The sequence below is a fragment of the Mesorhizobium sp. B2-3-7 genome, from assembly GCF_006442695.1.
Lineage (GTDB): Bacteria > Pseudomonadota > Alphaproteobacteria > Rhizobiales > Rhizobiaceae > Mesorhizobium.
Map to the genome: position 1 here is coordinate 304,308 of NZ_VFVV01000001.1, position 23,916 is coordinate 328,223.

27 protein-coding genes and 1 tRNA gene are annotated in these 23,916 nt (G+C 64.0%); 12 read left to right on the forward strand and 16 right to left on the reverse strand.

All coding sequences use genetic code 11. The features are described from left to right. Positions 1–3: 3 nt before the first annotated feature. Positions 4–771 carry an SDR family oxidoreductase gene (locus tag FJ940_RS01530; protein WP_140492551.1) on the reverse strand — a complete coding sequence of 256 codons (768 nt, stop codon included), beginning with the start codon at positions 769–771 and terminating at the stop codon, positions 4–6. Positions 772–1,063: 292 nt separating this feature from the next. Here FJ940_RS01530 and FJ940_RS01535 point away from each other — a divergent pair, with 292 nt between their 5' ends. After that, a complete protein-coding gene (locus FJ940_RS01535; RefSeq protein WP_140492547.1) occupies positions 1,064–1,219 on the forward strand; it encodes a hypothetical protein in 156 nt (51 codons plus the stop codon). A 137-nt stretch (positions 1,220–1,356) separates the two neighbouring features. Beyond that, positions 1,357–2,304, forward strand: a complete 948-nt coding sequence (locus FJ940_RS01540; RefSeq protein WP_140559241.1) for an LLM class flavin-dependent oxidoreductase — start codon at positions 1,357–1,359, stop codon at positions 2,302–2,304. Between the two features lie 98 nt (positions 2,305–2,402). Here FJ940_RS01540 and FJ940_RS01545 read toward each other — a convergent pair whose 3' ends face one another. Then, positions 2,403–3,077: an isochorismatase family cysteine hydrolase gene (locus tag FJ940_RS01545; protein WP_140654975.1), complete on the reverse strand. Its 675-nt coding sequence runs from the start codon at positions 3,075–3,077 to the stop codon at positions 2,403–2,405. 219 nt (positions 3,078–3,296) lie between these two features. Between FJ940_RS01545 and FJ940_RS01550 the strand changes: the two genes are divergently transcribed. Genes FJ940_RS01550 through FJ940_RS01565 form a run of 4 tightly spaced genes read left to right on the forward strand, consistent with a single transcriptional unit; the run spans position 3,297 to position 6,488 of the window. Then, positions 3,297–4,088, forward strand: coding sequence for an ATP-binding cassette domain-containing protein (locus FJ940_RS01550; RefSeq protein ID WP_181167272.1), 792 nt, complete (start codon positions 3,297–3,299; stop codon positions 4,086–4,088). 55 nt (positions 4,089–4,143) lie between these two features. Beyond that, entirely contained in the window at positions 4,144–5,064 is a 921-nt protein-coding gene (gene exbB, locus FJ940_RS01555; RefSeq protein WP_140654978.1) for a tonB-system energizer ExbB, read from the forward strand. Between the two features lie 12 nt (positions 5,065–5,076). After that, the gene (exbD, locus tag FJ940_RS01560) at positions 5,077–5,544 is read left to right on the forward strand and encodes a TonB system transport protein ExbD (protein WP_140554807.1); all 468 of its coding nucleotides are present in this window, start codon (positions 5,077–5,079) and stop codon (positions 5,542–5,544) included. After that, positions 5,541–6,488 (forward strand): energy transducer TonB, encoded by a 948-nt coding sequence (locus FJ940_RS01565; protein WP_140654981.1) that lies wholly within the window; start codon positions 5,541–5,543, stop codon positions 6,486–6,488. Before exbD ends, FJ940_RS01565 begins: the two co-directional genes overlap by 4 nt. A 74-nt stretch (positions 6,489–6,562) precedes the next feature. Here FJ940_RS01565 and FJ940_RS01570 read toward each other — a convergent pair whose 3' ends face one another. The 5 genes from FJ940_RS01570 to FJ940_RS01595 form a co-directional block, all read right to left on the reverse strand. Then, positions 6,563–6,886: a hypothetical protein gene (locus FJ940_RS01570; RefSeq protein ID WP_140654984.1), complete on the reverse strand. Its 324-nt coding sequence runs from the start codon at positions 6,884–6,886 to the stop codon at positions 6,563–6,565. A 240-nt stretch (positions 6,887–7,126) separates the two neighbouring features. Beyond that, entirely contained in the window at positions 7,127–7,378 is a 252-nt protein-coding gene (locus FJ940_RS01575; RefSeq protein ID WP_140492525.1) for a hypothetical protein, read from the reverse strand. A 69-nt stretch (positions 7,379–7,447) separates the two neighbouring features. Then, complete coding sequence (locus FJ940_RS01580) at positions 7,448–8,542, reverse strand: SagB/ThcOx family dehydrogenase (RefSeq protein WP_246670968.1); 1,095 nt, start codon at positions 8,540–8,542, stop codon at positions 7,448–7,450. Between the two features lie 401 nt (positions 8,543–8,943). Next, positions 8,944–9,690, reverse strand: coding sequence for a helix-turn-helix transcriptional regulator (locus FJ940_RS01590; RefSeq protein WP_140524635.1), 747 nt, complete (start codon positions 9,688–9,690; stop codon positions 8,944–8,946). 325 nt (positions 9,691–10,015) lie between these two features. Then, positions 10,016–10,091: transfer RNA gene (locus FJ940_RS01595), tRNA-Ala, on the reverse strand. Between the two features lie 136 nt (positions 10,092–10,227). Between FJ940_RS01595 and FJ940_RS01600 the strand changes: the two genes are divergently transcribed. Together FJ940_RS01600 and FJ940_RS01605 are read left to right on the forward strand one after the other, a co-directional pair. After that, on the forward strand, positions 10,228–10,518 hold the full coding sequence (locus tag FJ940_RS01600) for a YggT family protein (protein ID WP_140492518.1): 291 nt from the start codon (positions 10,228–10,230) through the stop codon (positions 10,516–10,518). 13 nt (positions 10,519–10,531) lie between these two features. Next, positions 10,532–10,849, forward strand: a complete 318-nt coding sequence (locus FJ940_RS01605; protein ID WP_140654987.1) for a DUF167 family protein — start codon at positions 10,532–10,534, stop codon at positions 10,847–10,849. Between the two features lie 3 nt (positions 10,850–10,852). Here the strand turns inward: FJ940_RS01605 and FJ940_RS01610 are convergent, their stop codons facing one another. From FJ940_RS01610 to FJ940_RS01620, 3 genes are read right to left on the reverse strand one after another with little or no spacing between them, the layout of a single operon-like run. Then, positions 10,853–11,734 (reverse strand): MurR/RpiR family transcriptional regulator, encoded by an 882-nt coding sequence (locus FJ940_RS01610; protein ID WP_140492512.1) that lies wholly within the window; start codon positions 11,732–11,734, stop codon positions 10,853–10,855. A gap of 24 nt (positions 11,735–11,758) precedes the next feature. Continuing rightward, on the reverse strand, positions 11,759–12,826 hold the full coding sequence (ugpC, locus tag FJ940_RS01615; protein ID WP_140492509.1) for a sn-glycerol-3-phosphate ABC transporter ATP-binding protein UgpC: 1,068 nt from the start codon (positions 12,824–12,826) through the stop codon (positions 11,759–11,761). A 2-nt stretch (positions 12,827–12,828) separates the two neighbouring features. Next, entirely contained in the window at positions 12,829–13,599 is a 771-nt protein-coding gene (locus tag FJ940_RS01620) for an SDR family oxidoreductase (protein WP_140554803.1), read from the reverse strand. A 280-nt stretch (positions 13,600–13,879) separates the two neighbouring features. On the opposite strand from FJ940_RS01620, the gene FJ940_RS01625 reads away from it, so the two are divergent. From FJ940_RS01625 to FJ940_RS01640, 4 genes are all read left to right on the forward strand, one after another. Then, a complete protein-coding gene (locus tag FJ940_RS01625; protein ID WP_140654990.1) occupies positions 13,880–15,112 on the forward strand; it encodes a sugar ABC transporter substrate-binding protein in 1,233 nt (410 codons plus the stop codon). A gap of 126 nt (positions 15,113–15,238) precedes the next feature. Continuing rightward, positions 15,239–16,108 carry a sugar ABC transporter permease gene (locus FJ940_RS01630; RefSeq protein WP_140554801.1) on the forward strand — a complete coding sequence of 290 codons (870 nt, stop codon included), beginning with the start codon at positions 15,239–15,241 and terminating at the stop codon, positions 16,106–16,108. Continuing rightward, positions 16,105–16,929, forward strand: coding sequence for a carbohydrate ABC transporter permease (locus tag FJ940_RS01635; protein WP_140654993.1), 825 nt, complete (start codon positions 16,105–16,107; stop codon positions 16,927–16,929). The genes FJ940_RS01630 and FJ940_RS01635 overlap by 4 nt, the downstream gene beginning before the upstream one ends. Before the next feature lie 78 nt (positions 16,930–17,007). Further along, positions 17,008–18,513: a M81 family metallopeptidase gene (locus FJ940_RS01640; RefSeq protein WP_140654996.1), complete on the forward strand. Its 1,506-nt coding sequence runs from the start codon at positions 17,008–17,010 to the stop codon at positions 18,511–18,513. Here FJ940_RS01640 and FJ940_RS01645 read toward each other — a convergent pair whose 3' ends face one another. The 6 genes from FJ940_RS01645 to FJ940_RS01670 form a co-directional block, all read right to left on the reverse strand. Further along, on the reverse strand, positions 18,514–20,568 hold the full coding sequence (locus FJ940_RS01645) for a M3 family metallopeptidase (protein WP_140654999.1): 2,055 nt from the start codon (positions 20,566–20,568) through the stop codon (positions 18,514–18,516). It abuts the gene before it with no gap. Between the two features lie 85 nt (positions 20,569–20,653). Beyond that, positions 20,654–21,064 (reverse strand): nuclear transport factor 2 family protein, encoded by a 411-nt coding sequence (locus tag FJ940_RS01650; RefSeq protein WP_181169588.1) that lies wholly within the window; start codon positions 21,062–21,064, stop codon positions 20,654–20,656. Positions 21,065–21,084: 20 nt separating this feature from the next. Beyond that, complete coding sequence (locus FJ940_RS01655) at positions 21,085–21,729, reverse strand: carbonic anhydrase (RefSeq protein ID WP_140492485.1); 645 nt, start codon at positions 21,727–21,729, stop codon at positions 21,085–21,087. A gap of 138 nt (positions 21,730–21,867) precedes the next feature. Continuing rightward, entirely contained in the window at positions 21,868–22,638 is a 771-nt protein-coding gene (locus tag FJ940_RS01660; protein ID WP_140524621.1) for a DUF429 domain-containing protein, read from the reverse strand. After that, positions 22,635–23,519, reverse strand: a complete 885-nt coding sequence (pdxY, locus tag FJ940_RS01665) for a pyridoxal kinase PdxY (protein ID WP_140524619.1) — start codon at positions 23,517–23,519, stop codon at positions 22,635–22,637. Before pdxY ends, FJ940_RS01660 begins: the two co-directional genes overlap by 4 nt. 7 nt (positions 23,520–23,526) lie before the next feature. Continuing rightward, positions 23,527–23,778 carry a hypothetical protein gene (locus tag FJ940_RS01670; RefSeq protein ID WP_140514005.1) on the reverse strand — a complete coding sequence of 84 codons (252 nt, stop codon included), beginning with the start codon at positions 23,776–23,778 and terminating at the stop codon, positions 23,527–23,529. Between the last annotated feature and the right edge of the window lie 138 nt (positions 23,779–23,916).

Sequence of the window (23,916 nt, forward strand, 5' to 3'; positions counted from 1 at the left end):
ACCTCACATCGCGGTAAAACCATTGTCGACGAACAGATGGGCCCCGTTGACGAAGCTCGATTCGTCGCTGGCGAGGTACAGCGCCGCCTTTGCCACCTCTTCCGGTTCGCCGATCCGCCCCTGCTGCGCAGCCAGCGCCGCGTCGGAGACATCGACGCCGAGCTTGCCCAGATCGGCGACCTCGCGCAGCCCATGCGGTGTGCGGATGAAGCCGGGGCAGACGGCGTTGCAGCGGATGTTGCGGTCGCGGAATTCCACGGCGATGGCGCGCGCGAACATGTGACAGGCGCCCTTGGTGGTGTCATAGAGCACTTCGTTCGGCGTCGCCGCCACCGCCGAGATCGACGAGGTGCAGACGATCGAGCCGCCGCCGGCCGCGATCATGCCGGGCAGCACGGCGCGGGTCATCAGGAACATCGAGCGCACGTTGACGGCATGCAGCCAGTCCCATTCCTGCACGCTGGTCTCCAGGAACGGCTTTATCACGATGGTGCCGGCATGATTGAACAGGACGGTAACCGCGCCGAACTTCTCGGCCGCGCCCTTCACGGCCGCCTCGACCTGCGCCTCGTCGGAAACGTCGGCGACAAAATGCTCCGCGATTTGGCCGCGCGCCCGGATCGCCGCGGCGGTGGCTGCCGCCGCTTCGCCATTGCGGTCGATGATCGCCACCTTTGCGCCTTCCGCCGCGAACAGTTCCGAGGCCGCCCCGCCCATTCCCGTCGCGCCGCCCGAAACGATGGCGACCTTGCCGGCCAGTCTTGCTCCCATTTCCTTGCTCCTCCCAAATGTCCTTTGGACGATCTCGCATTGTCGCTCTGCCGCGATGCTATCCTGCCCGCGCGGGGCAGCCAATGCACGAATGGATCGGCAAGTGAAGCGCCGTCGAGCGCCGGAAGTGAAACCGACGCTGCCATGTCCGTCGATCACGCCGATGCCGCTCTGCAGCAACTCAGCGCCAGTTCTCACGGCGCTGTTAGAAAAAAATTCTGCGCATGGCCGAAAAATAGCAATCGACAAAGTCTACAACTTTTATAGATTAACCGGCGAGACGGAGGTCGACATGTCCTATATGCAGAACACCGAGACCCGCAGCAGCGGCCAGAGGCTGGCCAATGCCCAGAGCTTCCGCCCGGCCTATGCCGGTGCTTTCGCCTATGTCGTCTTTGCCCTTGCGTTCGTGTTCACCGGGGCTGTTGTTCTGGGCCTCATTCCCTGAGCCGTGGTCCGGCCAGGCTGACGACCCACCGCCTTCAGGCAATCGGAGTTGAATGAACCGGATCGCGGTGCGCTTTCGCGTGCGCCATTGATTCGTATTTGACCGCATCCGTGATTCCAGAGATGGAGGAGATGGCAATGCCGATCGAATTCACGCATGTGCCCGGCAAGACCTATCCTGCCGATAGCGCAGTTTCCTTTTTCTACGACTTTGCCGAGACGGCGACCAGGCTGGCGCTGATCGAGGATGGCGGTTTCCGCAACCTCGTCGTCGACGATCCGGCCGGCCTGCTGACCAATATGGATCTTGCCGCCCAGGTGCTGGACCGCAGCTCGTCGCTGGAAGTGGTCCTCACCCATTGGGCCGGCGTGGTCGAACCGACCGTGGCGGCGCGGCAGCTTGCCTCGATCGACGCCCGCAGCGGCGGCCGCCTGGCGCTCAGGATGATCAGCGAGCCGTTAAGCGACGACGATGCCGAAGCGCGTCCGGTCGGACACGGTGTCCTCTGGCAGCGCATCGACGAGTATCTGGTTCTGTTGAAGCGGCTATGGTCGAACGAGCGGCCTTTCGACCATGAAGGCGCGTTCTACAGCATCAAGGGCGGCTATGTTCCGCGCAAGGGGCCTCATGGTGCCGACCTCGTCATCCGCATGGGCGGGCAGTCCGGCACGGCACTGAAAATGGCCGGCCGGCATGCCGACGTCTTCGAACTGGCGCCCGGTTCGATCGACGATGTCAGGCAGTTGATGGAGCGTGTGCGCGGCGCCGCCGCCGAACATGGCCGGGCCGCCAGACTACGCTTCGCCCTTCCGGTCCGCATCCACCGGGGAATTTCCTCGGCAGGGCACAAGGCGGTCGATGTCTCCGGTCCGCCGGCCCAGGCCGCCCTGTCGCTGCTTGCTTACGCGGCTCTCGGCATCGATGAATTCATGATCGTCGGTGTCGACACGCCGCGCGAGATCGCGACAGTCGGCCGCGAGACGATCGCGCTGCTGCGCAATTCGCTGGCGCGGCGTGAAAGCGGCGAGTTCCAGCATGGGGCTTTCGCGCAGCGCACGGGACTGGAAACACGGGCAACGGGCTGAACTGCGGAGAAATTTCCTTTCCAACCGCTCTGGCCTGCCGGAGGGTGCTATCCTGCCGTGTCTATGACGTGCGAGGCTGCTCTGCGGTACCTAATCCTTTAACGCGCCTTGCTACCCAGCCGTGACAGGCCTTCAATGACTGCACCAGAATCCGCCAGCACGCCGAAGACGCCGTCTTCGACCGTCACCATGTGAAGGGCCGCCTCATGCGCCCGTCTGTCGCCGCTGGCGCAGGCGTCGGAGATCGTCAGGCACTGGAAGTTGCGATCGCAGGCTTCGCGCAGCGTCGTGTGCACGCAGACATCCGTAGTGCATCCGCAAAACAGAAGATGCGTGATGCCTCGCGCGCGCAGCACGAGCTCGAAATCCGTATAGGTGAAGGCGCCGTTGCAGGTCTTGTCGACGATGATGTCCTGCGGCGCGACGTTGATCTCCGGAACGATCTGAAAACCCGGACCCGAACGAAGCAGGATCTCGGTGCCGTCGAGGCCGGCCCGCCTGCGGCGCCATTTCTCGTACGGCGTCATGTCGGCCATGTCGGCCCGGTAGCCCTGCCTTGTATGGACGATGCTGACGCCCGCCTCGCGGGCAGCGGCGATCAGCCGGCTCACCGCGAGCAGGATCGCTCTCAACGGCGACGGATCATATCCCTTCCTGGCGAAGTAACCCGTCGTCGACAGGAAATCCTGCTGCAGGTCGATCACGACCAGCGCGGTGTTCTCGGCCACCAGCCTGCCGTCATAGGGAAAATCGAAGGGTGTCGCCTTGATCATGCGCGGTTTCCTGTTTCAGCGAAGACCTTAGAGCGGTTCATCGCTTCACGGAAACGCTTCCTTGCCTGAAATTCGAAGCGGCATCAGGCGTCACGATGTTTTGTTGATGCAAAAACTCAACTTCATTGTTGACTAGTAAAGTCATGTTTCATAGTCAACCGGGCACGGCTGCCGAAAACCGGATTGATGACATGCCCGCAGCCGTACTGGAGACGGACCTTGACCGGAATTGACACCCAGACTGCTTTCCACATCGACGCGTTGCGCTTTGCCGTGGGCGAGCGGACGCTGCTCGGTCCGGTTTCGCTCGAATTGCAGTGTGCGCGCGTCTACGGGCTGATCGGCCACAACGGGTCCGGCAAGTCGACGCTGGTCAAGCTTTTGGCGCGCCAGCAGCCGGCAAGCTCTGGCGCCATCACCTTCGCCAGGCGGCCTTTGGCCCAGTGGGGTGCGCGCGAACTGGCGCGGGCGCTTGCCTATCTGCCGCAGACGACGCCGGCGGCGACCGGCTTGACCGTGCGCGAGCTGGCGGCGCTCGGACGTTATCCGTGGCATGGCGCGCTCGGCCGCTTCGGCCAGGACGACAGACGGCATGTCGAGGAAGCGCTGGCCCTGACCGACATGGCCGGCTTTGCCGACCGGCTGGTCGACGAGCTGTCGGGCGGCGAGCGCCAGCGCGCCTGGCTCGCCATGCTGGTGGCGCAGAATGCCGGCGTCATGCTGCTCGATGAGCCTATCTCGGCGCTCGACATCGCCCATCAGGTCGAGGTGCTTGGGTTGGTCAGGGATCTCAGCCGCAAGCGCGACCTTTGCGTCGTCGTGGTGCTGCACGATCCCAACATGGCGGCGCGCTATTGCGACGAGCTGATTGCCCTGAAGGACGGCAGGCTGCTGACGCGCGGCACGCCCGGCGAAATCATGCAAGGCGATGTGCTCAAGGGCATTTTCGGGGTCGAGATGGGCGTGTTCGCGCACCCCGTCACAGGCCAGCCCGTCGGCTACGTCCAGTGACGCTTCAGCGCCACGGCGGGGGAGACCGGCGGCTGTGAGAACGAGGAAGAAGACGATGTCGAGAACCGGTTTGGTCGCAGCGCTGTTTGCATCCGCCATGCTGGCGGCCGCCAGCGCGCCGGCGCAGGAGCAGCCGGCAAGCGGCACGCCCGCCACCATTACGGCGCCAGCACCATCGCCGGCCGCGCCCGCCGCTCCCGTGGGAGCCCTAGCGCCTGCACAGCCGCAAGCCGGGGCCGGTACGGCGGCCGAGCCCTCGCCGGCGCTGAGCTTGCCGCACGATCTGTCGCCATGGGGCATGTTCATGGCTGCCGACATCATCGTCAAGGCGGTGATGATCGGGCTGGCCTTCGCCTCGCTCGTCACCTGGACGATATGGCTGGCCAAGTCGCTGGAAGTGCTTGCCGGCAAGCTTGGCGCTCGTCGCGCCGCGCGGGCCATCGGCAATGCCGCGACGCTGAAGCAGGCGAGCCGCGCGCTCGGCCGCAACGGCGGCACCGGCGCCCTGCTGGTGCGGGCGGCGGAGGAAGAATCGGCGCTTTCGGCCGGCGCGCTCGACCATGCCGGCGGCGACGGGCTGAAGGAGCGGGTCGCCTCGCGCCTGACACGCATCGAGGCGGCGGCGGCGCGACGCATGTCGCGCGGCACCGGCCTGCTGGCGACAATCGGCTCGACCGCGCCTTTCGTCGGTCTGTTCGGCACCGTATGGGGCATCATGAACGCCTTCATCGGCATTTCGCAGGCGCAGACCACCAATCTGGCGGTGGTGGCGCCGGGCATTGCCGAAGCCCTTCTCGCCACCGCAATGGGGCTCGTCGCCGCGATACCGGCCGTCGTCATCTACAACGTCTTTGCGCGCTCGATAGCCGGCTACCGGCAGATCCTCGCCGACGCCTCGGCTGGCGTCGAGCGGCTGGTCAGCCGCGACCTCGATTTCCGCACGGTGGCGCCGGCAACGGCGCTGGCGGCGCAGTAGCGGGGCAAGACCATGGGCAGCCGCATCCGTCAGGCCATGGACGACGATCTCGAGGAAAGCCACGAGATCAATGTCACGCCCTTCATCGACGTCATCCTGGTGCTGCTGATCATCTTCATGGTCGCAGCACCCCTGGCGACGGTTGATGTCAATGTCGACCTGCCGGGCTCGACCGCGACGCCGGCGCCGCGGCCGGAGACGCCGCTGTTCCTGACGTTGAAGGATGACCTCTCGCTAGCGATCGGCAATGACACCGTGCCGCGCCAGGTTTTCGCCGCCACGCTGGACGGCAGGACCAAAGGCGACAAGCAGACGCGCATCTTCCTTCGCGCCGACAAGGCGGTTGCCTATGGCGACCTTATGGAGGCGATGAACCTGCTGCGCGGCGCCGGCTATCTGAAGATCGCCCTGGTCGGCCTGGAGGCTGCGCCCGCCGGCGGTGCTCCCGCAGCGGATCCAGGCGGAGCCGCTGGTCCATGACCGGGCAAGCGGCCGCCTCGCCCACGGTGGAGCTGTCGCGCCTCGGCTGGCGCGACCTCGGCCTGTGGGCGGTTGCGGCCGCGCTGGTGCTTGGGGCGCATGTTGCCGTCGCCTATGCGGTGCAGAGCTTCAGCCCGGTCGACCCGGCGGATGGCGGGGCGCCGCCGGCGCTGGCCATCGAGATGGCGCCGATGGTCGCGACGCCGGCCGTGCCCGAACAAGCCGCGATGTTGGACGCCGCTGTGCCCGACCAGGCCGAGCCGGTCGAGGACACCGAAAAGGCCGCCGAAGCCGAGCCCGAGAAAATGGTCGAGCAAGCGGAGCCCGTTGCCGAGCCGGATGCAACGCCGCCTGACACGACCGAACCGACTGAAACGACGCGGGCTGAGCCGGCCGACCAACCCCCGCTTGAAGAGATCGTCCCTGACATGGTCGAGACGGTCGCGCCTGACGTCGTCGTGCCGCTGCCGCAGCCGAAGCCGGTCGAGACGCCCAGGGAAAAGAAATCCGTCCAGGCCAAGGTGAAAAAGCCCGTCGAGAAGCCCAAGCCGAAGAAGGATAAGGCGCCGCCGCCGAAGACGGTAACCGCCGCGAGCGCGGAAGCAAAGCCCGCCGCCAGGACAGCGGCGCCGAAATCGGCGTCCGGGGCGTCCGGCGTCAGCCCGGCCAATTGGGAATCGCGGCTGCTGTCATGGATCAAGCGGCATACGCGCTATCCGAGCGCCGCGAAATCGCGACGCTCGCAAGGCAATGCGAACGTCACCTTCACGGTGGACGCCTCAGGCCGGGTGACGTCGGCGCGCGTCGTCCGCTCCTCGGGCGATCCCGACCTCGACCGCGCCGCGCTCGCCGTGCTGCAGGGCGCCACCGTGCCGCCGCCGCCGCCGGAGCTGGGTTCGCGCGTCAGCCGCACGGCGCCATTCGTATTCAGCCTTCGGAACTGATGCATGTCGCCCAAGACTGAACCCGGTTCAGGAGAAACGACATACACGGATCAAAGCAAGGTCGAACGGTCGGCCTACCGATAGCTCATCGACAGACACAGGGCCTCGACCTGCTCGAGGTAGAAGCGGCATCTCATGCGCAGGATCCTGAGGTTCGGATCGTCGGCGCCGTTGATCTCGATGGTCTGCATCATGAAGTCGAAATGGGCATGGAAGGCATCCACCGCGCCCCAGAGACTGTCGGCCTGCCAGGTCTCGGCTATCGCCGTGGAAACCAGTTGGCGCGCTTGCAGGCGCGCCGCATCCGGCGATGCCGGCCGGCTGGCGATCAGGGCATGGAGGCGGCTGAAGACATTTTCACCGACATCGGCGCTTTTGATGGCTGCGATCATGTTCATTTGTGGGTTCCCCTCAGGTCGTCGTGCATAAAGGCCGGTTCGGCGGGCTGCGGGCGATCATTGCAGGGATCGCGGCGGCATCGGCCGGCCGGCGTTGGATGATGTTGCCTCTGCGCCCGCGTGTTCCAACCAATCGGCCATCTCGATGCGGTCAAGCCGACGGCGGCCTTCCTCAAGGACGGCAGCAGGCCTTGCCGCGCACGTCCCGGGGCACGCCACAGAGATGATGGCTGCATCTGGCTATGCCCTCCTCGGCTGGACGCGATTGTCTTTCGCCTGCGTCCTGGGGTGCATCGAATTGCCGCTGAGCTGCGGATGCCTGGCCGGCCGGGCGCCGCGAAGGACGTCGAAGGCCTCGGCATAAGCCATGCCCAGCAGATAGGAGATCATGGGGAAACGGCTTGCTTCGGCCATCTGCACCAGCTCATTGGCCATCGACGCGATATATTGGAGACTATCGATCTCGGACTGGCGTAGGGATTGGTTGGCCACGTGCTGCTCCTGTGATGTGGTGGAATTCAGGGGACCCCCTCACCGGGCACTCTGAACATAATCAATCGGCTAATTGATTGACCGCGCTGCCAGGCGCGGATTGGTTTCCGGGATAGACAGGGTCAAGGCGTAGATGGGCGCGTCGGTGAGCCGGTCGAGGCCGAGCAAGCGCTTGATCGCCGAGTGGCTGAGCGCCGCGGTCGGGCAGGCCGACAGGCCGTGCCTGGTCGCTGCAAGCATCATGTTCTGGCCGATATGGCCAGCTTCGATCAGCACGACACGATAGGCGTTGGCGTCCTCATACTTCCACATGGTGCGGTCGAGCCTTGCGCAGAGCAGGACCAGGCAGGGCATGGGGTCGGCCCATTCCTGTCCGCCGACCAGCTCGGAGATTTTCGGCAGGTGGTTCGCCGAAATCCTTTCAAGATCGTGTCCGACAGCCGAGTAGTGATAGACGCCGGGTTCCAGCCCTTCCACCGCCGGCGCGACCACATAGGCTTCGTAGGGATTTCTCGCGCCGCCGGAAGGGGTCATGCCCAGCGGCAGGGCGCCAACGCAGTTGCTGGTCTCGCCGGTGATGCCCATGCCCGCGAACAGACAGTCGGAAAGCTGTTTCGCGGTGATGGTGGGCGCCGCCGCCGTTCGGTTCGTGCGACGCTGCGCCATCAGGGCAATGAGTTCATTGTCGTCCAGCGCGTCCGGCAGCCGGATGGCCGCCGCGGAATTCCTGAGCACGAGGTCGGGCTGCACGGTGTGACCGGCGCGTTCGATCTGCCGTGCCTCCGCCTGTTCGATGGTCATGAACTCGCTGTCCTGGACGCAGAAATGCATCAGCGCGGTCGGAATGCCCCAGTTCCATTGTCCCGAGAATTGGCTCTCCTGTTCGGCCAGTTGCGACCCGGCGGTCACCAGTGCGGAAAAATCGAGCAATTGGGGGATGACGGCATCCAGCTCTGATCGCGACCATCCGTGGTCCCGCGCGATCTCCGCGGCGGATGCCCATTTGTCCCAGGATGCGAGAAGACCGATCACCTCGGAACTGCATTCGAAGACGCTTCTGGTCAGGAAATTGCACGCCGTGACCTTGTTGGCGCCGGGGTAGAAGACAAGCGTTTTTGCGGAGCGCATTTTCATGATGCCGAAAGCCGAATGCAGAAATGTCATTGCGAAGGCGAGGCGCCGACGAACAACCGTCGCCGGCGCCTCGGGCAGCTCAGCGCTTGTTGTAGTGCATGCCCTGCGAAAAGAAGACGGTCTGGGTGCCTGCGGCAATCGTCAGCTTCGGAGCAGTGTTCACTTTCTTCGCCATTTTCATCCCTTCCTGACCCCCAAATGGGATCTGTTGAAAAGATCCCCAAAAACGGGATCCACGGGCGGAAGGTAAGATCGAAAGAGTTAATGGTTTGTTAAAATGGTAGTAAAACTGCATTAATCTAAATTATCTTTCTTAGCCCTAAAGTACAAAAAATCGATTTTACTCACATACGGAGTAGATGACTGCCGGCATACGCTATTTCCGGATAGAGTTATTCTTATTTAGCGTAAAAGGGAAGATTCTGACGCGATCAGTCCAGCCCCTCCCGAGCGAGGCTGACCACGAGCTGGTCGAGGCTCGGGTCGTCGAGCTTGACGACGTGCGCCATGCGGATCGCCTGCCGCGGGCCGATGGATACGTCCTGCCGCATGATGACCGACACGAAGGCCGGCCCGGCTTCCGTCAGAAGCATGGCCTTGCCAATCAGTACCGGTTCCGAGATGGGAGCCCACTGCACCGAGATCAGCGATGGTTCACCGGTCTGGCGGCGATTGACGCCGCTGAAGTAGATCCAGTTCAGGCGCGAGATCGCCACGCCGTAATGATTGCCGCGCGCCCGCGCCCACGTCGTTCCCCGGCGCTCCGACCATCCGGTAACCCTTCGGAACGTCACCAGCTCGGCGTCGCGCCGCACGAAGGTCACCGACCGCATCAACAGGTCGGGGCGGGCCGGGATCGAAAAATAGGTGAAGTAGGTGCCGCCCGCGATCGACGGGGCGGGCGGCCGGATCATTTGGTTGAACAGGCTTTCGGAAATCGGTGGCAGGCCACGAACCGCAGGCTTCGGCGCGCCCGGTTCCCGGTACAATTCGGCTTCGTCGATGCGGAAATAGTCGCAGATCAGCTTGGCTGTCGCCTTGTTCGGAACGGTCTGTCCCTGAAGGTAGCGTTCGAACTGCGTGCGATTGATGCCCAGTTCCCGGCATACCGCGCTTACCGAGGCATGCTCCTTACAGAGCCGTCTGAGATTTGCAGCGAGATACTCGCGAATTGACACGTTTTGCTTCCGCGGGCGGGTTCTTCATATCGACTTCCAAATCCGTATAGCGCCGTCAGCCGCCCCCACCGAAACGCCTTGCTACAACACACAGAAAAAACTGATTTGGTAATGTCACTCTAATGGGGTGGATTCCAAAAAAAATAGCGCGATTCCATAGCGATCACCGCCATAAGTCCAATTGACAGGCGTTTGCCCCGGAAGGCTCTCGCAATCCTTCATGATGGACGGAAAAGGGCGCCAGTGTCGTGACATTTCGCACCGTAGCCACCGACGTGGGTTCGGCTGTTGCAATGCAGCGAAGAGAAGAAAACGACTATCCCGCTGGTGGAGCTGAGGGGGATCGAACCCCTGACCTCGTCATTGCGAACGACGCGCTCTCCCAGCTGAGCTACAGCCCCGTCCAGCGGATGGCGCATTTATCGGGCACGGCAGTTTTCTGTCAAGGCGACGTTTTGCCGAAATCCTGGCGGCCGAAGCCTGCCCTTGCCGGTTTCGCGCGCAATGGCTACATGTCGGCAACAATTGGAGACCGGCATGCTCGCCCTCATTCAAACAATCGTCATGGCGCTCGACCTCTATTGGTGGGTCATCATCATCTCGGCGATCTTTTCCTGGCTCTATGCCTTCAACGTCGTCAACTCGCGCAACCAGTTTGTCGGCAGCATCGGCAATATGCTCTACCGGCTGACCGAACCGGCGCTCAGGCCGATCCGACGTTTCATGCCGGACCTTGGCGGTATCGACATCTCGCCGATCATCCTGCTGCTGATCCTGTTCTTCCTCAGGCAGTTCCTGCTCACCACCGTGGCACCGCTGGTGCTGTGAACCCGATGCTCGCATGAGTGCCCCGTTCCGCATCCGCGAGAACGGCATCGAATTGTTCGTCCGGCTGACACCGAAGTCTTCCATGGACAGGTTCGAAGGCATAGAGAGATCGGCTGATGGGCGAAGCCATTTGAAGGCACGGGTCCGCGCCGTGCCCGAAAACGGCGCCGCCAATCAAGCGCTGGAGAAGCTGGCCGCCAAGACGCTTGGAGTGCCGGCCTCGGCCGTTTCGGTTGTCGTCGGCGGCACGGCACGGCTCAAGACGCTGCGCGTGACGGGTGAACCCCAGGTGCTGATGCAGCGTATCGAGGCGCTCAGTGCTTCGGCCTGAAGTTCAATCGCCCAGCGGCAAACGCGGATCGTCGACCTTCAGCGTGTTCACGCTCTGCTTGATGCGGCGCAAATTCTCCAGCACCTTCGGGCCGCGCGTCTCGGCCACCGACGTGACGATCATGTCGACGATCGCCAGCAGCGCATAGCGCGACGATGTCGGCTTGTAGATGTTGCCGTCCTCGAGCGGCTGCAAATGGATGACGGTGTCGGCGGCCCTGGCCAATGCCGAGTCCGGCGCGGTGACGGCGACCGTTGTGGCGCCATATTGCTGCGCGACCTGCACCGCCTCGATGACCGACCGTGCATAGCCGGAAACCGAGAAGGCGACCAGCGTGGTGTCGGGCGTGGCCACGGCGGCGTACATGCGCTGCAATTGCCCGTCGATCTGCGCCAGCACCGGCAGGCCCAGCCTGAACAGCCGGTTCTGCATCTCGGTCGCCATCATCGAGGAAATGCCGCCGGAGCCGACACACAGCACGTTGCCTGACGTGGCAATGCGCGCGGCGACATCGACCAGCGTCGTCATGTCGAGGTTTTCGCTGGCGCGCTGGATGGCCGATATCGCCGCCTCGGTGATGGCCGATGCGATGCGCTGCTCGCGGGCGTCGCGGCTCAGCGGCTCGGGCGACAGATACTGTCCGCCAATGGCGATCGCCTGCGCCAGATAGAACTTGAAGTCGCGCAGGCCTTCGCAGCCGAGATTGCGGCAGAAGCGGGTCACCGTCGGCTCGCTGACGCCGACGCGCGCGGCGATCTCCGAGATCGCCGCCTTGGAGGCGAAATCGAGATCGGACAGGACCAGGCCCGCCAGCCGGCGATCCGACTTGGTGCCGTCCTGCGACATCAGCTGCAACCGGGTGATGATGTCGGCCGGTGTCTTCATGCCGGTGTCTTCACGCTTGTGCTTTCATAGAGGCAGGCCCGTCGCCTTGTCGAAAAGATGGACGTTGCGCGGCTCGACCGAGACCGGCAGGCGGTCGCCGGGCTTCACCTGCATCCGGTCTCGGAAGACGACGCGCACCGTATCGTTGCCGATAGCGCCGTAGACATGCGTTTCGGAGCCCGTCGGCTCGACGACGTCCACCTTGATGGTCATGGCATCGGCAGCTTCGCCGATGACAAAATGTTCGGGCCGGATGCCGGCCTCCACCGCGCCGCCTGTCCGCACCTCTTTGCCGGCAAGCGCAAGCTTTCCGCCGCCGGTCGATTCGAACCAGCTGTTCGTGGCCGTCGTCTTGAGGGACCCGGAAACGAAACTCATCGAGGGCGAGCCGAGAAAGCCGGCAACGAACTTGTTGGCCGGCCGGTCATAGAGCTCCAGTGGCGGCCCGACCTGCTGGATCCGGCCGCGATCCATCACCACGATGCGGTCGGCCATGGTCATGGCCTCGATCTGATCGTGGGTGACATAGACGACCGTCGATCTCAGTCTCTGGTGCAGCGCCTTGATCTCGGTGCGCATCTGCACCCGCAATTGCGCGTCGAGGTTGGATAGCGGTTCGTCGAACAGGAAGACCGAGGGTTCGCGCACGATGGCGCGGCCCATGGCGACGCGCTGGCGCTGACCGCCCGACAATTGCCGGGGGTAACGGTCGAGATAGGAGAACAGGTTGAGGACGCCGGATGCCTTCTTGACCTTGTCCTCGACCGCGGCGCGGCTCTCGCCGCGGATTTTCGGTCCGAAGCCGATATTGTCGGAGGCCTTGAGATGCGGAAACAGCGCATACGACTGGAAGACCATGGCGATGTTGCGCTGCTGCGGCGGCAGGTCGTTGGCGCGCACGCCGCCAATGACGAGATCGCCCGAGCTTATCGTTTCCAGTCCGGCCAGCATGCGCAGCAAGGTCGACTTGCCGCAGCCGGACGGGCCGACCAGCACGACGAATTCGCCGCTCTCGATGTCGAGGTCGATGTTCTCGAGGATGCTGTGCTGGCCGAAGGATTTCGAAAGGTCGCGGAACTGGACGTCGGTCATGGTCACGCTCCCACTATGTCGTCGATGAACGGCAGGCAGCCGGCGGTCAGGCCGGCATCCACCGGCATCACCACGCCCGTTACGCCGGACGCCCGGTCGGAGGCAAGAAACGCCACGGCTTCCGCCACCTCCGAGGCATTGACGATGCGGCCGAGCGGATAGAGCCGCTGGAGCTTGCCGAGAATGTCGGGGTTCTTGGCCAGGCGATGGTCCCAGGCGGCGGTACGGATCGATCCCGGACAGACGACATTGGCGCGAACGCCGCTGCGGCCGAGCTCGACGGCGATCGCCTTGGCATAGGCGTTGATACCGGCCTTGGCGGCGGCGTAGGCAGGATTGCCGAAATGGGCGATGGCGTTGACGGAAGAAATGAAGACGACGCTGCCCGAACCGCGCGCCGCCATCGCCTTCACCAGCGGGTCGGCAAAAGTCATCACGCCGGTCAGGTTGAGGTCGAGTTCCTGCTCTATCCTGTCGGCCGTCAATGCGCCGAGCGTCTCCGCGCGCGTCCAGCCGGCATTGTTGATCAGGATGTCGGGCACGCCGTCCTTGTCGAGCACGGCCGCGACGGCTGCCTCGACCGAAACCCGGTCGAGAAGGTTGAAGACATGGCGCGAGGCGAGGTGCGGGCTTGCCAGCGCCTCCTCCGATTGATCGCAGCCGATCACCCGCGCGCCTCTTCCGGCCAGCAATGCGACGATCGCCGAGCCGAGGCCACCGCCGGCGCCCGTGACAACGACAGTGCGGCCTTCGAACTCGGCTTTCGAAACCACGGCGCTTGCTTCTCCGGCAGTTCGAGCGATTCCAGGAAAGTGTATACGGTTTTCGGTCCGGAATTGCGTCAAAACAAAGAGTTAGAGTGGTTCTCCGTTTCCGTGAAACGGTGAACTGCTCTAGGCAGATGTCGGCAGGCTAGTGAATGGAATGTAATTAAGCAACACGATAATCTGCTTGCGTGCGGCCAGATCCTCGATAATGTAGGAAAGTCACATAATCCTGCGCCAACATCGGCGTGAGGAGCGCAAAAGCGCGGAACAAAATGGGAGAGATCGGATGAGCATTGCGAAATGGACTGTCGGCTTGATGGCCGGAATGAGCATGCTGGCCTTCGCGGCACAGGCGCAAGCCGGCGAGGTGCGCGTCACCGTCGCCGAATACAGCGCCAAGACCGCCCCCTACTTCGAGGAGGTCAAGAAGGAGTTCGAGGCAAAGAACCCCGGCATCACGGTCAAGTTCGAAGTGGTGCCGTGGGATGTGCTCTTGCAGAAGCTGACCACCGACATCACCGCCGGCACCAATGCGGATCTCTCGATCATCGGCACGCGCTGGCTGATCGACTTCGTGCAGCAGGACGTCGCCGAGCCGCTCGACAGCTACATCACGCCAGACTTCAAGGGCCGCTTCATCGACACGTTCTTGTCGCCCTCGATCATGGACGGCAAGACCTACGGCCTGCCGATCGCCGCTTCGGCGCGCGCCATGTATTACAACAAGGAGCTGTTCGAGAAGGCAGGCATCGCCAAGCCGCCGGCCAATTGGACCGAGCTGCAGGAGGACGCCCGCAAGATCAAGGCGCTGGGGTCCGGCACATTCGGCTTCGGCCTGCAGGGCAAGGAGATCGAGACCGACGTCTACTATTACTATGCGATGTGGTCATACGGCACCGAGATCCTCAACAAGGACGGCACATCGGGCTTGAGCACGCCTGGCGCGCTCGAAGCCGCCAAGCTCTACAAGTCGATGATCGACGAGGGCCTGACGGAGCCCGGCGTCACCTCCAACAACCGTGAGGACGTTCAGAACCTGTTCAAGCAGGGCAAGGTCGGCATGATGATCACCGCACCCTTCCTGTCCAACCAGATCAAGGACGAGGCGCCGAGCCTCAAATACGGCGTGGCGGCTATACCCGCCGGCCCGACGGGCGCGCGCGGCACCTACGGCGTCACCGATTCCATCATCATGTTCAAGAACTCCAAGAACAAGGACGAGGCCTGGAAGCTGCTCGACTTCCTGTTCACCACGGAGCAGCGCGCCAAGTTCACGCAAGGCGAAGGCTTCCTGCCGGTGAACAAGGAAGAGGCCAAGATGGACTATTACGTCAACAATGCCGACCTCGCCGCCTTCACCGCGCTGTTGCCCGATGCGCGCTTCGCGCCGGTCATTCCGGGCTGGGAGGAGATCGCCCAGATCACGTCGGATGCGATCCAGAAGATATACCTCGGCGGCGACCCGGAGGCGGGTTTGAAGGATGCGGCGGCGAAGGCCAACGCCGTGCTGAAGAAATAGGGCGTATCTCCCTGCGCCCGTGGCGCGCCCCACTCAGGCGGGGCGCGCCACATCTTTGGTCTCCCGATCCGAAATCCGCATAAGCAGAACCTTCCGATCCCGTGCGCCGAGGTTACAGGCCAGCCGATGCAAAATCGTTTCCTGCCTTATCTGCTGACCTTGCCCAGCCTGTTCCTGGCGGCAATCGTGATCTTCTGGCCGGTCTGGGACCTGATCCAGATCGCCACGCATGACGTCAACCGTTTCGGCCAGCTGCGCGAATTCAGCGGTCTTGCCAATTTCGCCGCCCTCACCGCCGATCCCGATTTCGTCGCCGCACTGTGGCGCACGGGGATATGGACCGTTCTGGTGGTTGGCGGCGCGCTGCTTCTGTCGATCCCGGTCGCCATCATCCTCAACACCGATTTTTACGGCCGCGGCCTTGCCCGCGTCATCATCATGCTGCCCTGGGCGGTGTCGCTGACCATGACGGCGGTGGTCTGGCGCTGGGCGCTGAGCGGCGAAAGCGGCATGCTGAATTCGGCGCTGCTCGGCCTCGGCCTGATCGATCACAATGTCCAATGGCTGGCCAGCGCCGAGACGGCGTTCCCGATGCAGGTGCTGATCGGCATATTGGTGACGGTGCCGTTCACCACGACGATCTTCCTTGGCGGCCTGTCTTCGATTCCGGACGATCTCTACGAGGCCGCCGCGCTCGAAGGAGCGACGCCGGCACAGCAGTTCCGCGAAATCACCTTTCCGCTCCTGAAACCGTTCATCAACATCGCCATCGTGCTCAACACCATCTACGTCTTCAATTCCTTCCCGATCATCTGGGTAATGACGCAGGGCGGGCCGGCCAACTCGACCGACATCCTGGTCACTCACCTCTACAAGCTTGCCTTCCGCATCGGCAAACTGGGGGAGGCTTCCGCCGTGTCGCTGGTGATGTTCGCCATATTGCTGGTCTTCACCATGATCTATGTGCGCCTCGCCATGCGGGAGCAGCGCGTATGAGGAGCAAGCTGAAACGTACCGTCATCGCCTGGCTGCTGCTGGCGCCTTTGATCGTGGTGACGGTCTTCCCCTTCGCGGTGATGTTCCTGACCGCGGTCAAGCCGCGGCAGGAGGTGCTGTCGCCGACCTGGTGGCCGAGCGAATTCCGCTGGTCGAATTTTGCCGACATGTGGGTGGCGACCGGCTTCGGCCGGGCGCTCGCCAATTCGCTCTATGTCTCGGTGATCGCCACCGTCGGCGCCATCCTGATCTCCGTGCCGGCGGCCTATGCTATGTCGCGCTTTCGTTTTGCCGGCTATGGCGCCTTCCGCCAGTTCCTGCTGATCTCGCAGATGATCTCGCCGATCGTGCTGGTGCTCGGCCTGTTCCGGTTGATGGCCGCCTGGGGGCTGGTCCAATCGACGACCGCGCTCGGCTTCATCTACATGGCCTTCAACGTCGCCTTCACCGTGTGGATGCTGCAGAGTTATTTCGACACCATCCCGCGCGATCTCGAGGAGGCGGCCTGGATGGAAGGCGCCGGCCGCTGGCTGACGCTGCGCAAAGTGTTCCTGCCGCTCTGCCTGCCGGCCATTGCCGTCACCGCCATCTTCACCTTCATCAACGCCTGGAACGAATTCGTCGTGGCGCTCACCATGCTGCGCAGCCAGGAGAGCTACACGCTGCCGATCCAGGTGTTCTCGCTGGTCGCCGGGCGCTACACCATCGAATGGCACCACGTCATGGCCGCCACGCTGCTGGCGACGCTGCCGGTGGCGATCCTGTTCATCTGGCTGCAGCGCTACCTCGTGCGGGGGCTGGCGCTCGGAGCCGTCAAATAGCAATTCCATGAGAAAGTATATGGCGGTTTTTCAGTCCGGAATTGCGAGAGCGAAGAGTAACCTGTCCACGGAGCTTTCATGCGCATCTTCACCGCCTCGCTGGCGACGGAAACCAACACCTTCTCGCCGGTGCCGACCGACAGGGCATCGTTCGAGATGGCCTTCTATGCCGGGCCGGGCAAGCATCCGGAGACGCCGACGCTGTGCTCCTCGCCGATCGTCGCGCTGCGCCGGCGCGCGGCCGCAGAGGGATTGACCGTCATCGAGGGCACCGCCACCTGGGCCGAGCCCGGCGGGCTGGTGCAGCGGCAGACCTACGAGGCGCTGCGCGACGAGATTCTGGGCCAGCTCCGAGCAGCGCTGCCGGTCGAGGCCGTCATTCTCGGCCTGCATGGCGCCATGGTGGCGCAGGGCTATGACGACTGCGAGGGCGACCTGCTCGAACGGGTGCGCGAGATCGTCGGGCCTGGCGTGGTGATCGCTTGCGAGTTCGATCCGCACAGTCATCTCACGCCCAAGCGCGTGGCGGCATCTGATATCATGGCCTATTTCCTCGAATTCCCGCACACCGACTTCTACGAGCGCGGCGAGCATGTCGTCGAGCTCGGCCTTGCCGCGGCGCGTGGCGAGATCAAGCCCGTCATCTCGACCTTCGACTGCCGCATGATCCAGGTGCTGCCGACCAGCCGCGAGCCGATGCGCTCCTTCGTCGACCGCATCAAGGCGCTGCACGGCAACAACGGCGTGCTGTCGGTCTCGGTCATCCATGGCTTCATGGCCGCGGATGTGCCCGAAATGGGCACGCGCATCCTCGTCGTCACCGACAATGACAAGGCCAAGGGCGACGCGCTGGCCGAAACGCTGGGACGCGAACTCTACGCGATGCGCGAAAAGACGGCGATGACGATGCTGAGCGCCAAGGACGGCATAGAGCGGGCGCAGGCCGTATGCGCCGAAAAGCGCGGCAGGCCGGTGGTCATCGCCGATATCTGGGATAATCCGGGCGGCGGCGTGCCGGGTGACGGCACCATCGTGCTGCGGGAGCTTTTGGCCCGCGGCATCGACAATGTCGGCGTGGCGACGATCTGGGATCCGGTCTCCGTGACCTTCTGCCGGGCCGCGGGCGAGGGCGCCGTCATCGACCTGCGTTTCGGCGGCAAGGCCGGTCCTCAGGCCGGCGAGCCGATCGACGCCCGCGTCACAGTGCTGAAAGTTCTCGCCGAAGGTTGGCAGAGCTTCGGGCCGAGCCGGGTGACGCTCGGGCCCGCCGCGTTGATCCGCATCGAGGGCACCGAGGTCGACATCATCCTCAACACCAACCGCACGCAGACCTTCGAGCCGGACATTTTTTCCAACATCGGCGTCGATCCGCTGGCCAAGGACATGCTGCTGATCAAATCGACCAACCATTTCTACGCCGGCTTCGAACCGATCGCCGCCGAGATCATCTATCTCTCGGCGCCGAGCGCGTACCCCAGCAATCCGGCGGTGACGGATTACAGGAAACTGAAGCGGGCGATCTGGCCAAGGGTGGCGGATCCGTGGAAGCAGCCGATCTCCCCCACAAGGGGGGAAATTGGCTGATCACACCAGCCCCCGCTTCACCATCATGGCTTCCGGCGACGGCATCTTGCCGCGAAACGCGGTGTAGAGTTCTTCCGGATCCTTCGAGCCGCCGGCGGCATAGATGTTCTTTCTCAGCCGCTCGGCCAGCGCGGGATTGAAGGGGTCGCCCGTCTCCTCGAAAGCGGCGAAGGCGTCGGCGTCGAGTACTTCCGACCACATGTAGGAATAGTAGCCGGCCGAATAGCCCTCGCCGGCAAAGACATGGCCGAAATGCGGCGTGCGGTGGCGCATCGCGATGGTGTCGGGCATGTCGAGTTTTTCGAGCGTTTCGGCCTCGAAACGAAGTGGCTCCTCAGGCGCGTCGGGCCTTGCATGGAAGGCCATGTCGATCAGCGCCGAGGCGGTGAATTCCACCGTGGCAAAGCCAGCCCCGAAAGTGCGCGCCGCCAGCATCTTGTCGAGCAGAGCCTTCGGCATCGGCTTGCCGGTCTTGACATGCAAAGCGTGCTTTTCCAGCACCGCCGGCACGGTCAGCCAGTGTTCGTAGAGCTGCGAGGGCAGTTCGACGAAATCGCGGCTGACGGAAGTGCCCGACACCGAAGGCCAGGTGACATCGGTCAGCATGCCGTGCAGGGCATGGCCGAATTCATGGAACAAGGTCTTCGCCTCGTCCACCGACAGCAGCGCCGGCTCGCCCACGGGCGGCTTGGCGAAATTCATGATGTTGTAGATGATCGGGCTCGCGCCGGGGCCCAGGCGGTAGCCTGATTTCAGTGCGCTCATCCAGGCCCCGGAGCGTTTCGACGGCCGCGCGAAATAGTCGGCCAGGAACAGGCCGCGCTCGCTGCCATCGGCATTCTTCACCACGAACACACGCGCGTCCGGATGCCAGGCGGCAATGCCTTTCCTCTCTTCGAAGGTGATGCCGAACAGTCTTGTCGCGACGTCGAAACAGGCATCGATGATCCGGTCGAGCTGGAGATAGGGCTTCAATTCCGCCTCGTCGAAGGCGAATTTCTCCGCGCGCAGCTTCTCCTGGTAGAAACGCCAATCCCAGGCGGCGAATTTTTCGTTGCTGCCGGCTTCCGCCGCCAGCCGTTCCAGCTCCTTTTGGTCGGCGGCGGCCTTTTCCAACGCCTTTTCCCAGACGGGATCGAGCAGGTCGTGCACCGCCTTGGGCGTCTTGGCCATGGTGTCGTCGAGCTTCAGCGCCGCGAAGGAGCCGTAGCCGAGCAGCTTCGCCTTCTCGGCGCGCAGCTTCAGCATGTCGCGCACGACGGCTGTATTGTCCGTCGCGCCGCCATTCTGGCCGCGCATGGTGAAGGCGCGGAAGGCGATCTCTCGCAAGTCGCGGCGCTCCGAGAAGGTCGAGAACGGCTCGTAGATCGAGCGCGACAAGGTGACGGCGTAGCGGCCTTTCTGGCCGCGCGTCTCGGCGGCTTCGGCCATCGAGCTCTTCACGAAATCCGGCAGGCCGGCCAGGTCGGCCTCGTCCAGGAACAGCGCCCAGTCGCGTTCGTCGGCAAGCACGTTCTGGCCGAAGCTGGTGCCGAGCGACGACAGCTCCTCGTTGATCCCTGCCAGCCGCTTCTTGCCATCCGCGTCGAGTTTCGCGCCCGAGCGGACAAAACCCTTCCAGGTCTTTTCCAGCACCCGCAACGTCTCGGCATCGAGCTTGAGCGTCTCGCGGCGCCGGTAAAGGTCGTCGATGCGGGCAAAGAGCCTTTCATTCATCGAGATCGCCGAGAAATGCCTCGACATCCTTGGCGAGATGTCGCGCTCCAGCGCCTGGATGTCCTCGTTGGTGTGGGCCCCGGCACGGCACCAGAAGATCGACGAGACATGGTCGAGCGCTTCGCCGGCGAGCTCCAGGGCTTGAAGCGTGTTCTCGATGGTCGGCGTATCCTCGTTCGCGGCAATGGCCTCGATCTCGGCCTCATGCGCCTTCAGCGCCGCGTCGAAGACGGGTGCGAACTCGTCGTCGCCAAATCGGGCGAAATCGGGCAGGCCGAGTGGCCCTTGCCACGTGGTCAGCGGATGGGCGGCGAGGTCGACGGCTTTCGTGGCGGGCATGGATTGTCTTTCGGGCTGGCAGGTCGGGAGGGGCTGAAATCACCGATGTAGGGCGCTCGTCCGGCGCGCGCAACAGCGCTGCCGGTCAGTAGGCTTCGCAGCTTTCCGCAAGCGCTTTCTGCGTGCTGGCCGTGATGCGGTCGCCCGCTATGGCGAAGGTCTCATGCATCAGCATGTCGTTGTCGGGGAAGTCGTAGCAGGCGATCACCGTGGTGACGCCGCCTTCGTTCTTCTCGATCCGGTGTCGGATCGCGGCACCAGCAACCGCACCTTTCCATTCGTCGAGCGCGGCGATGAACTCCTGCTTTCCCTGCACGATGCCGAGGTCGTCGAGTTCGATGCGCACATTGTCGGCGAGCAGGTCGGAAAGTTCGGTGCGGTCGGCGACCAGCAGGGCCGAATACCAGCGGCTGATGATGGCGCCGTCATCGGCACGGGCGGCCATGATCGCCATCAGCAGTGCGGCGGCGGTGAACATGACCGGCCGGATGTTCATTGCCTGGCGTGCCGTTTCGGTCACTCCAGCACCGGGCGCTCGAAATCGCCGGTTTCCTTGTTCATCACCCAGAGCTCGCCGGTCGAAATGTCGAACCAGGCACCGTGCAGCGACAGCCGCCCCTTGCCCTCAAGGATCGAGACGCAGGGAAAGGTCCTGAGATTGGCGAGGGAATAGCGGATCGAGATGCGCTCAAGGGCCGTCTGGCGCTCCGTCGCAGTCATGAAGGTGCTGGCCGACACGGTCTCGGCGGCCGGCGCGATCAGGCTCATCCATTTGCCGATGAAATCGCCCGGCGACAGTGGCGCGGAATTGGCGTCGAGCGCGGCACGGATACCGCCGCAGCGGCCATGGCCCATGACAACGATGTTCTTGACCTTGAGGCTCTGCACCGCGAATTCGAGCGCGGCCGAGGTCGAGTGGAACTCGCCGTCCGGCTCGTAAGGCGGCACCAGATTGCCGACATTGCGCAGCACGAAGAGTTCGCCGGGCCCTGCGTCGAAGATCGCCTCGGGAGCCGAGCGGGAATCGCAGCACGCGACGATCATGGTTTCCGGCGCTTGCCCCTCCCGGGCGAGCTCGCGATAGCGGCCGCTCTCGGTGAGATAGCGACCGTTCATGAAATTGCGGTAGCCGGCAAGAAGGTGGTCGGGAAGGTGAGGCATGGGCGGCTTTCCGGGTTGGAGGCGGCAGCTCGTTGCGGTCGAGAAAACGCTCTAGCGGTAAAAGCCCGTCGCGAGCAATGCAGAATTGTGGGGTTGGTGAGAAATGCCCTGCGTCAGGCGCAAAGCTGGGCAATGTTGTCACGCCCAGATGGCGACCGGTATGCCAAAGCCGTCGGTAAGTGGCGGGTCGGGAAACGGCCGTGCCGTGCAGGCGGCGATGCGGCCGGCGATCAGCATCATCGCCGCCGCATCGAGGAAATCGTCAGCGGCCGCACCGCGCGGCGGCGCCTGATCGAGGAAGTCTATGGCATAGCCGTGCCGGCTAAGCAGCGCCTTGCGTTCCGCCATGCCGGCCGGATTGATGCTGCCCTTGACCTTCTTCGGCAGCAGCATGGCCTGCCCGCCGTTGAGCCGACAGAAAGCCACTTCCGGATGCGATTCGAAGACGCGGCCACGCAGTTCGGGCCGCGAGATCAGCAACGTATCGATCTCGCGTATTTTGCCAAAGATGCCGAATGCCTGGATCGAAACGCCGCGCGGCGGATCGGATGTCGTCCTGGCCACGTCGCTCGCCCGGCGGTGCGCGGCGTACCAGGCTTCGATCGAAGTGAACTCGGCGGTATCGGCGTAGAGTGCCGCACGAGAGGGGATCGAGAAGACGCTGGATTGGCGTGGCCCGAGCAGCGACCTGACCTGCGCCTCCGGTCCGCGCCCGCCCTTGCTCGAAAATTCAGGCAGGCCGATCGGCATGTCGACGGCGACGATCGCGTCGTCGGGAACCGCAGCGAGCAGCATGGCGAAGCTGGCGAAAATTTCGACGGAGGGCAATGAGCCGGGTGCACGTCGAACGACGATCCAGCCGGCCTTGCAGCCGTCGACGCCGGCAACAACGACTTCGGCCGATGTCACGCGCGGCGGTCCCGCCCCGGATGCGTGAGACGGCGAAGCTGCACCATCGCCATCGGGTGCGACAGGCTCTGCGCATCGGTTTCGAGCTGCAATTCGTCGCCGCCGCGTTTGGCCGTGCGCGCCAGGATCTCGTAGACCGCCGCCGTCGTCGATTGCAGCGCCTTGATCGCCGGCTGGCCGGAGAGGATGCGCGCCAGGTAGACCGCCGCTGTCAGGTCGCCCAAACCGTTCGGCGGCTTGTCGATGACGCGGTGCTCGGCGAGCAGCGCCTGGCTGCCGTCGAGCAGAAGATTCCCGGTGCCGCCTGAAATCATCGACGGCGCCGAGGTGACCAGCATGGTTGAAGGCCCCGCATGGAGCGCCGCGGCCATCACCGACTTCAGGTCGGGCAACGGCACGCCGGCCATCCATTCCAGCTCATAGCGGTTAGGGGTAGCAATGTCGGCGATCGGCATCAGCCGGTCGCGCATGGCGATCGCCGTCGGCTCCGGCACATAGAGCCCGCCCGAATCGCCCATTACCGGATCGCAGATATAGACGGCGTCGGGCGTCCTCGCCTTGACCGCAGCGACCAGCGAGGCGACGGCTTCGGCCTGGCCGGCCTCGCCGAGATAGCCCGACAGCACCGCCCCGACCTCGCCCAGCCACGGCGCGCGCTCCAGATCGGCCATCAATGCCTTGAACTGATCGAGCGGCGGCACGATGCGGGTCGCGCGCCCATGGCCGGGATGCCAGGGCAGGATGATTGTCGGCACCGCCCATACCGGGAAACCCAGCGATTCCAGCGCAAAGACGGCGGCGCGATTGCCGACCGAGCCGCGTGCGACATGGCTGGAAATGACGATGACCGCGCGCGGCGCGTCGGCTTGCTCGGTGCTCATTGGAATCCTAACTGCCCCGGGTGAGGAAAAGCACGAGCCAGACCATCAGGCCCAGCGCCAGCAGCAGCCCAATTATCCTACCAATGCGCGTGCCCCAGACTTCGATCGGATCGGCGCGGTCGGCATCGGCCGCCGCGACGTGGTCGCGAACGGCCTTCGCGGTCCGCGCCGCGAGCGAAGTGGCGGCCGGATCGGTTTCGCGCGCGACGCGCTCGAGGATGCGGCGCGATTCGGTGTCGCTGTCCTGGCGCTGCGCCATGATGCTGTCCTGTTTCGGGGCGACCTTACCGCGTTCGCCCCGTCAATTACAGCGCCTTGCGACCGACCGTAATCCGATCGGTAACCGTCTGCGCCGAGGTCGTTTTCTTGCGCGCCGATTGTGGTAATGCTTCGCATG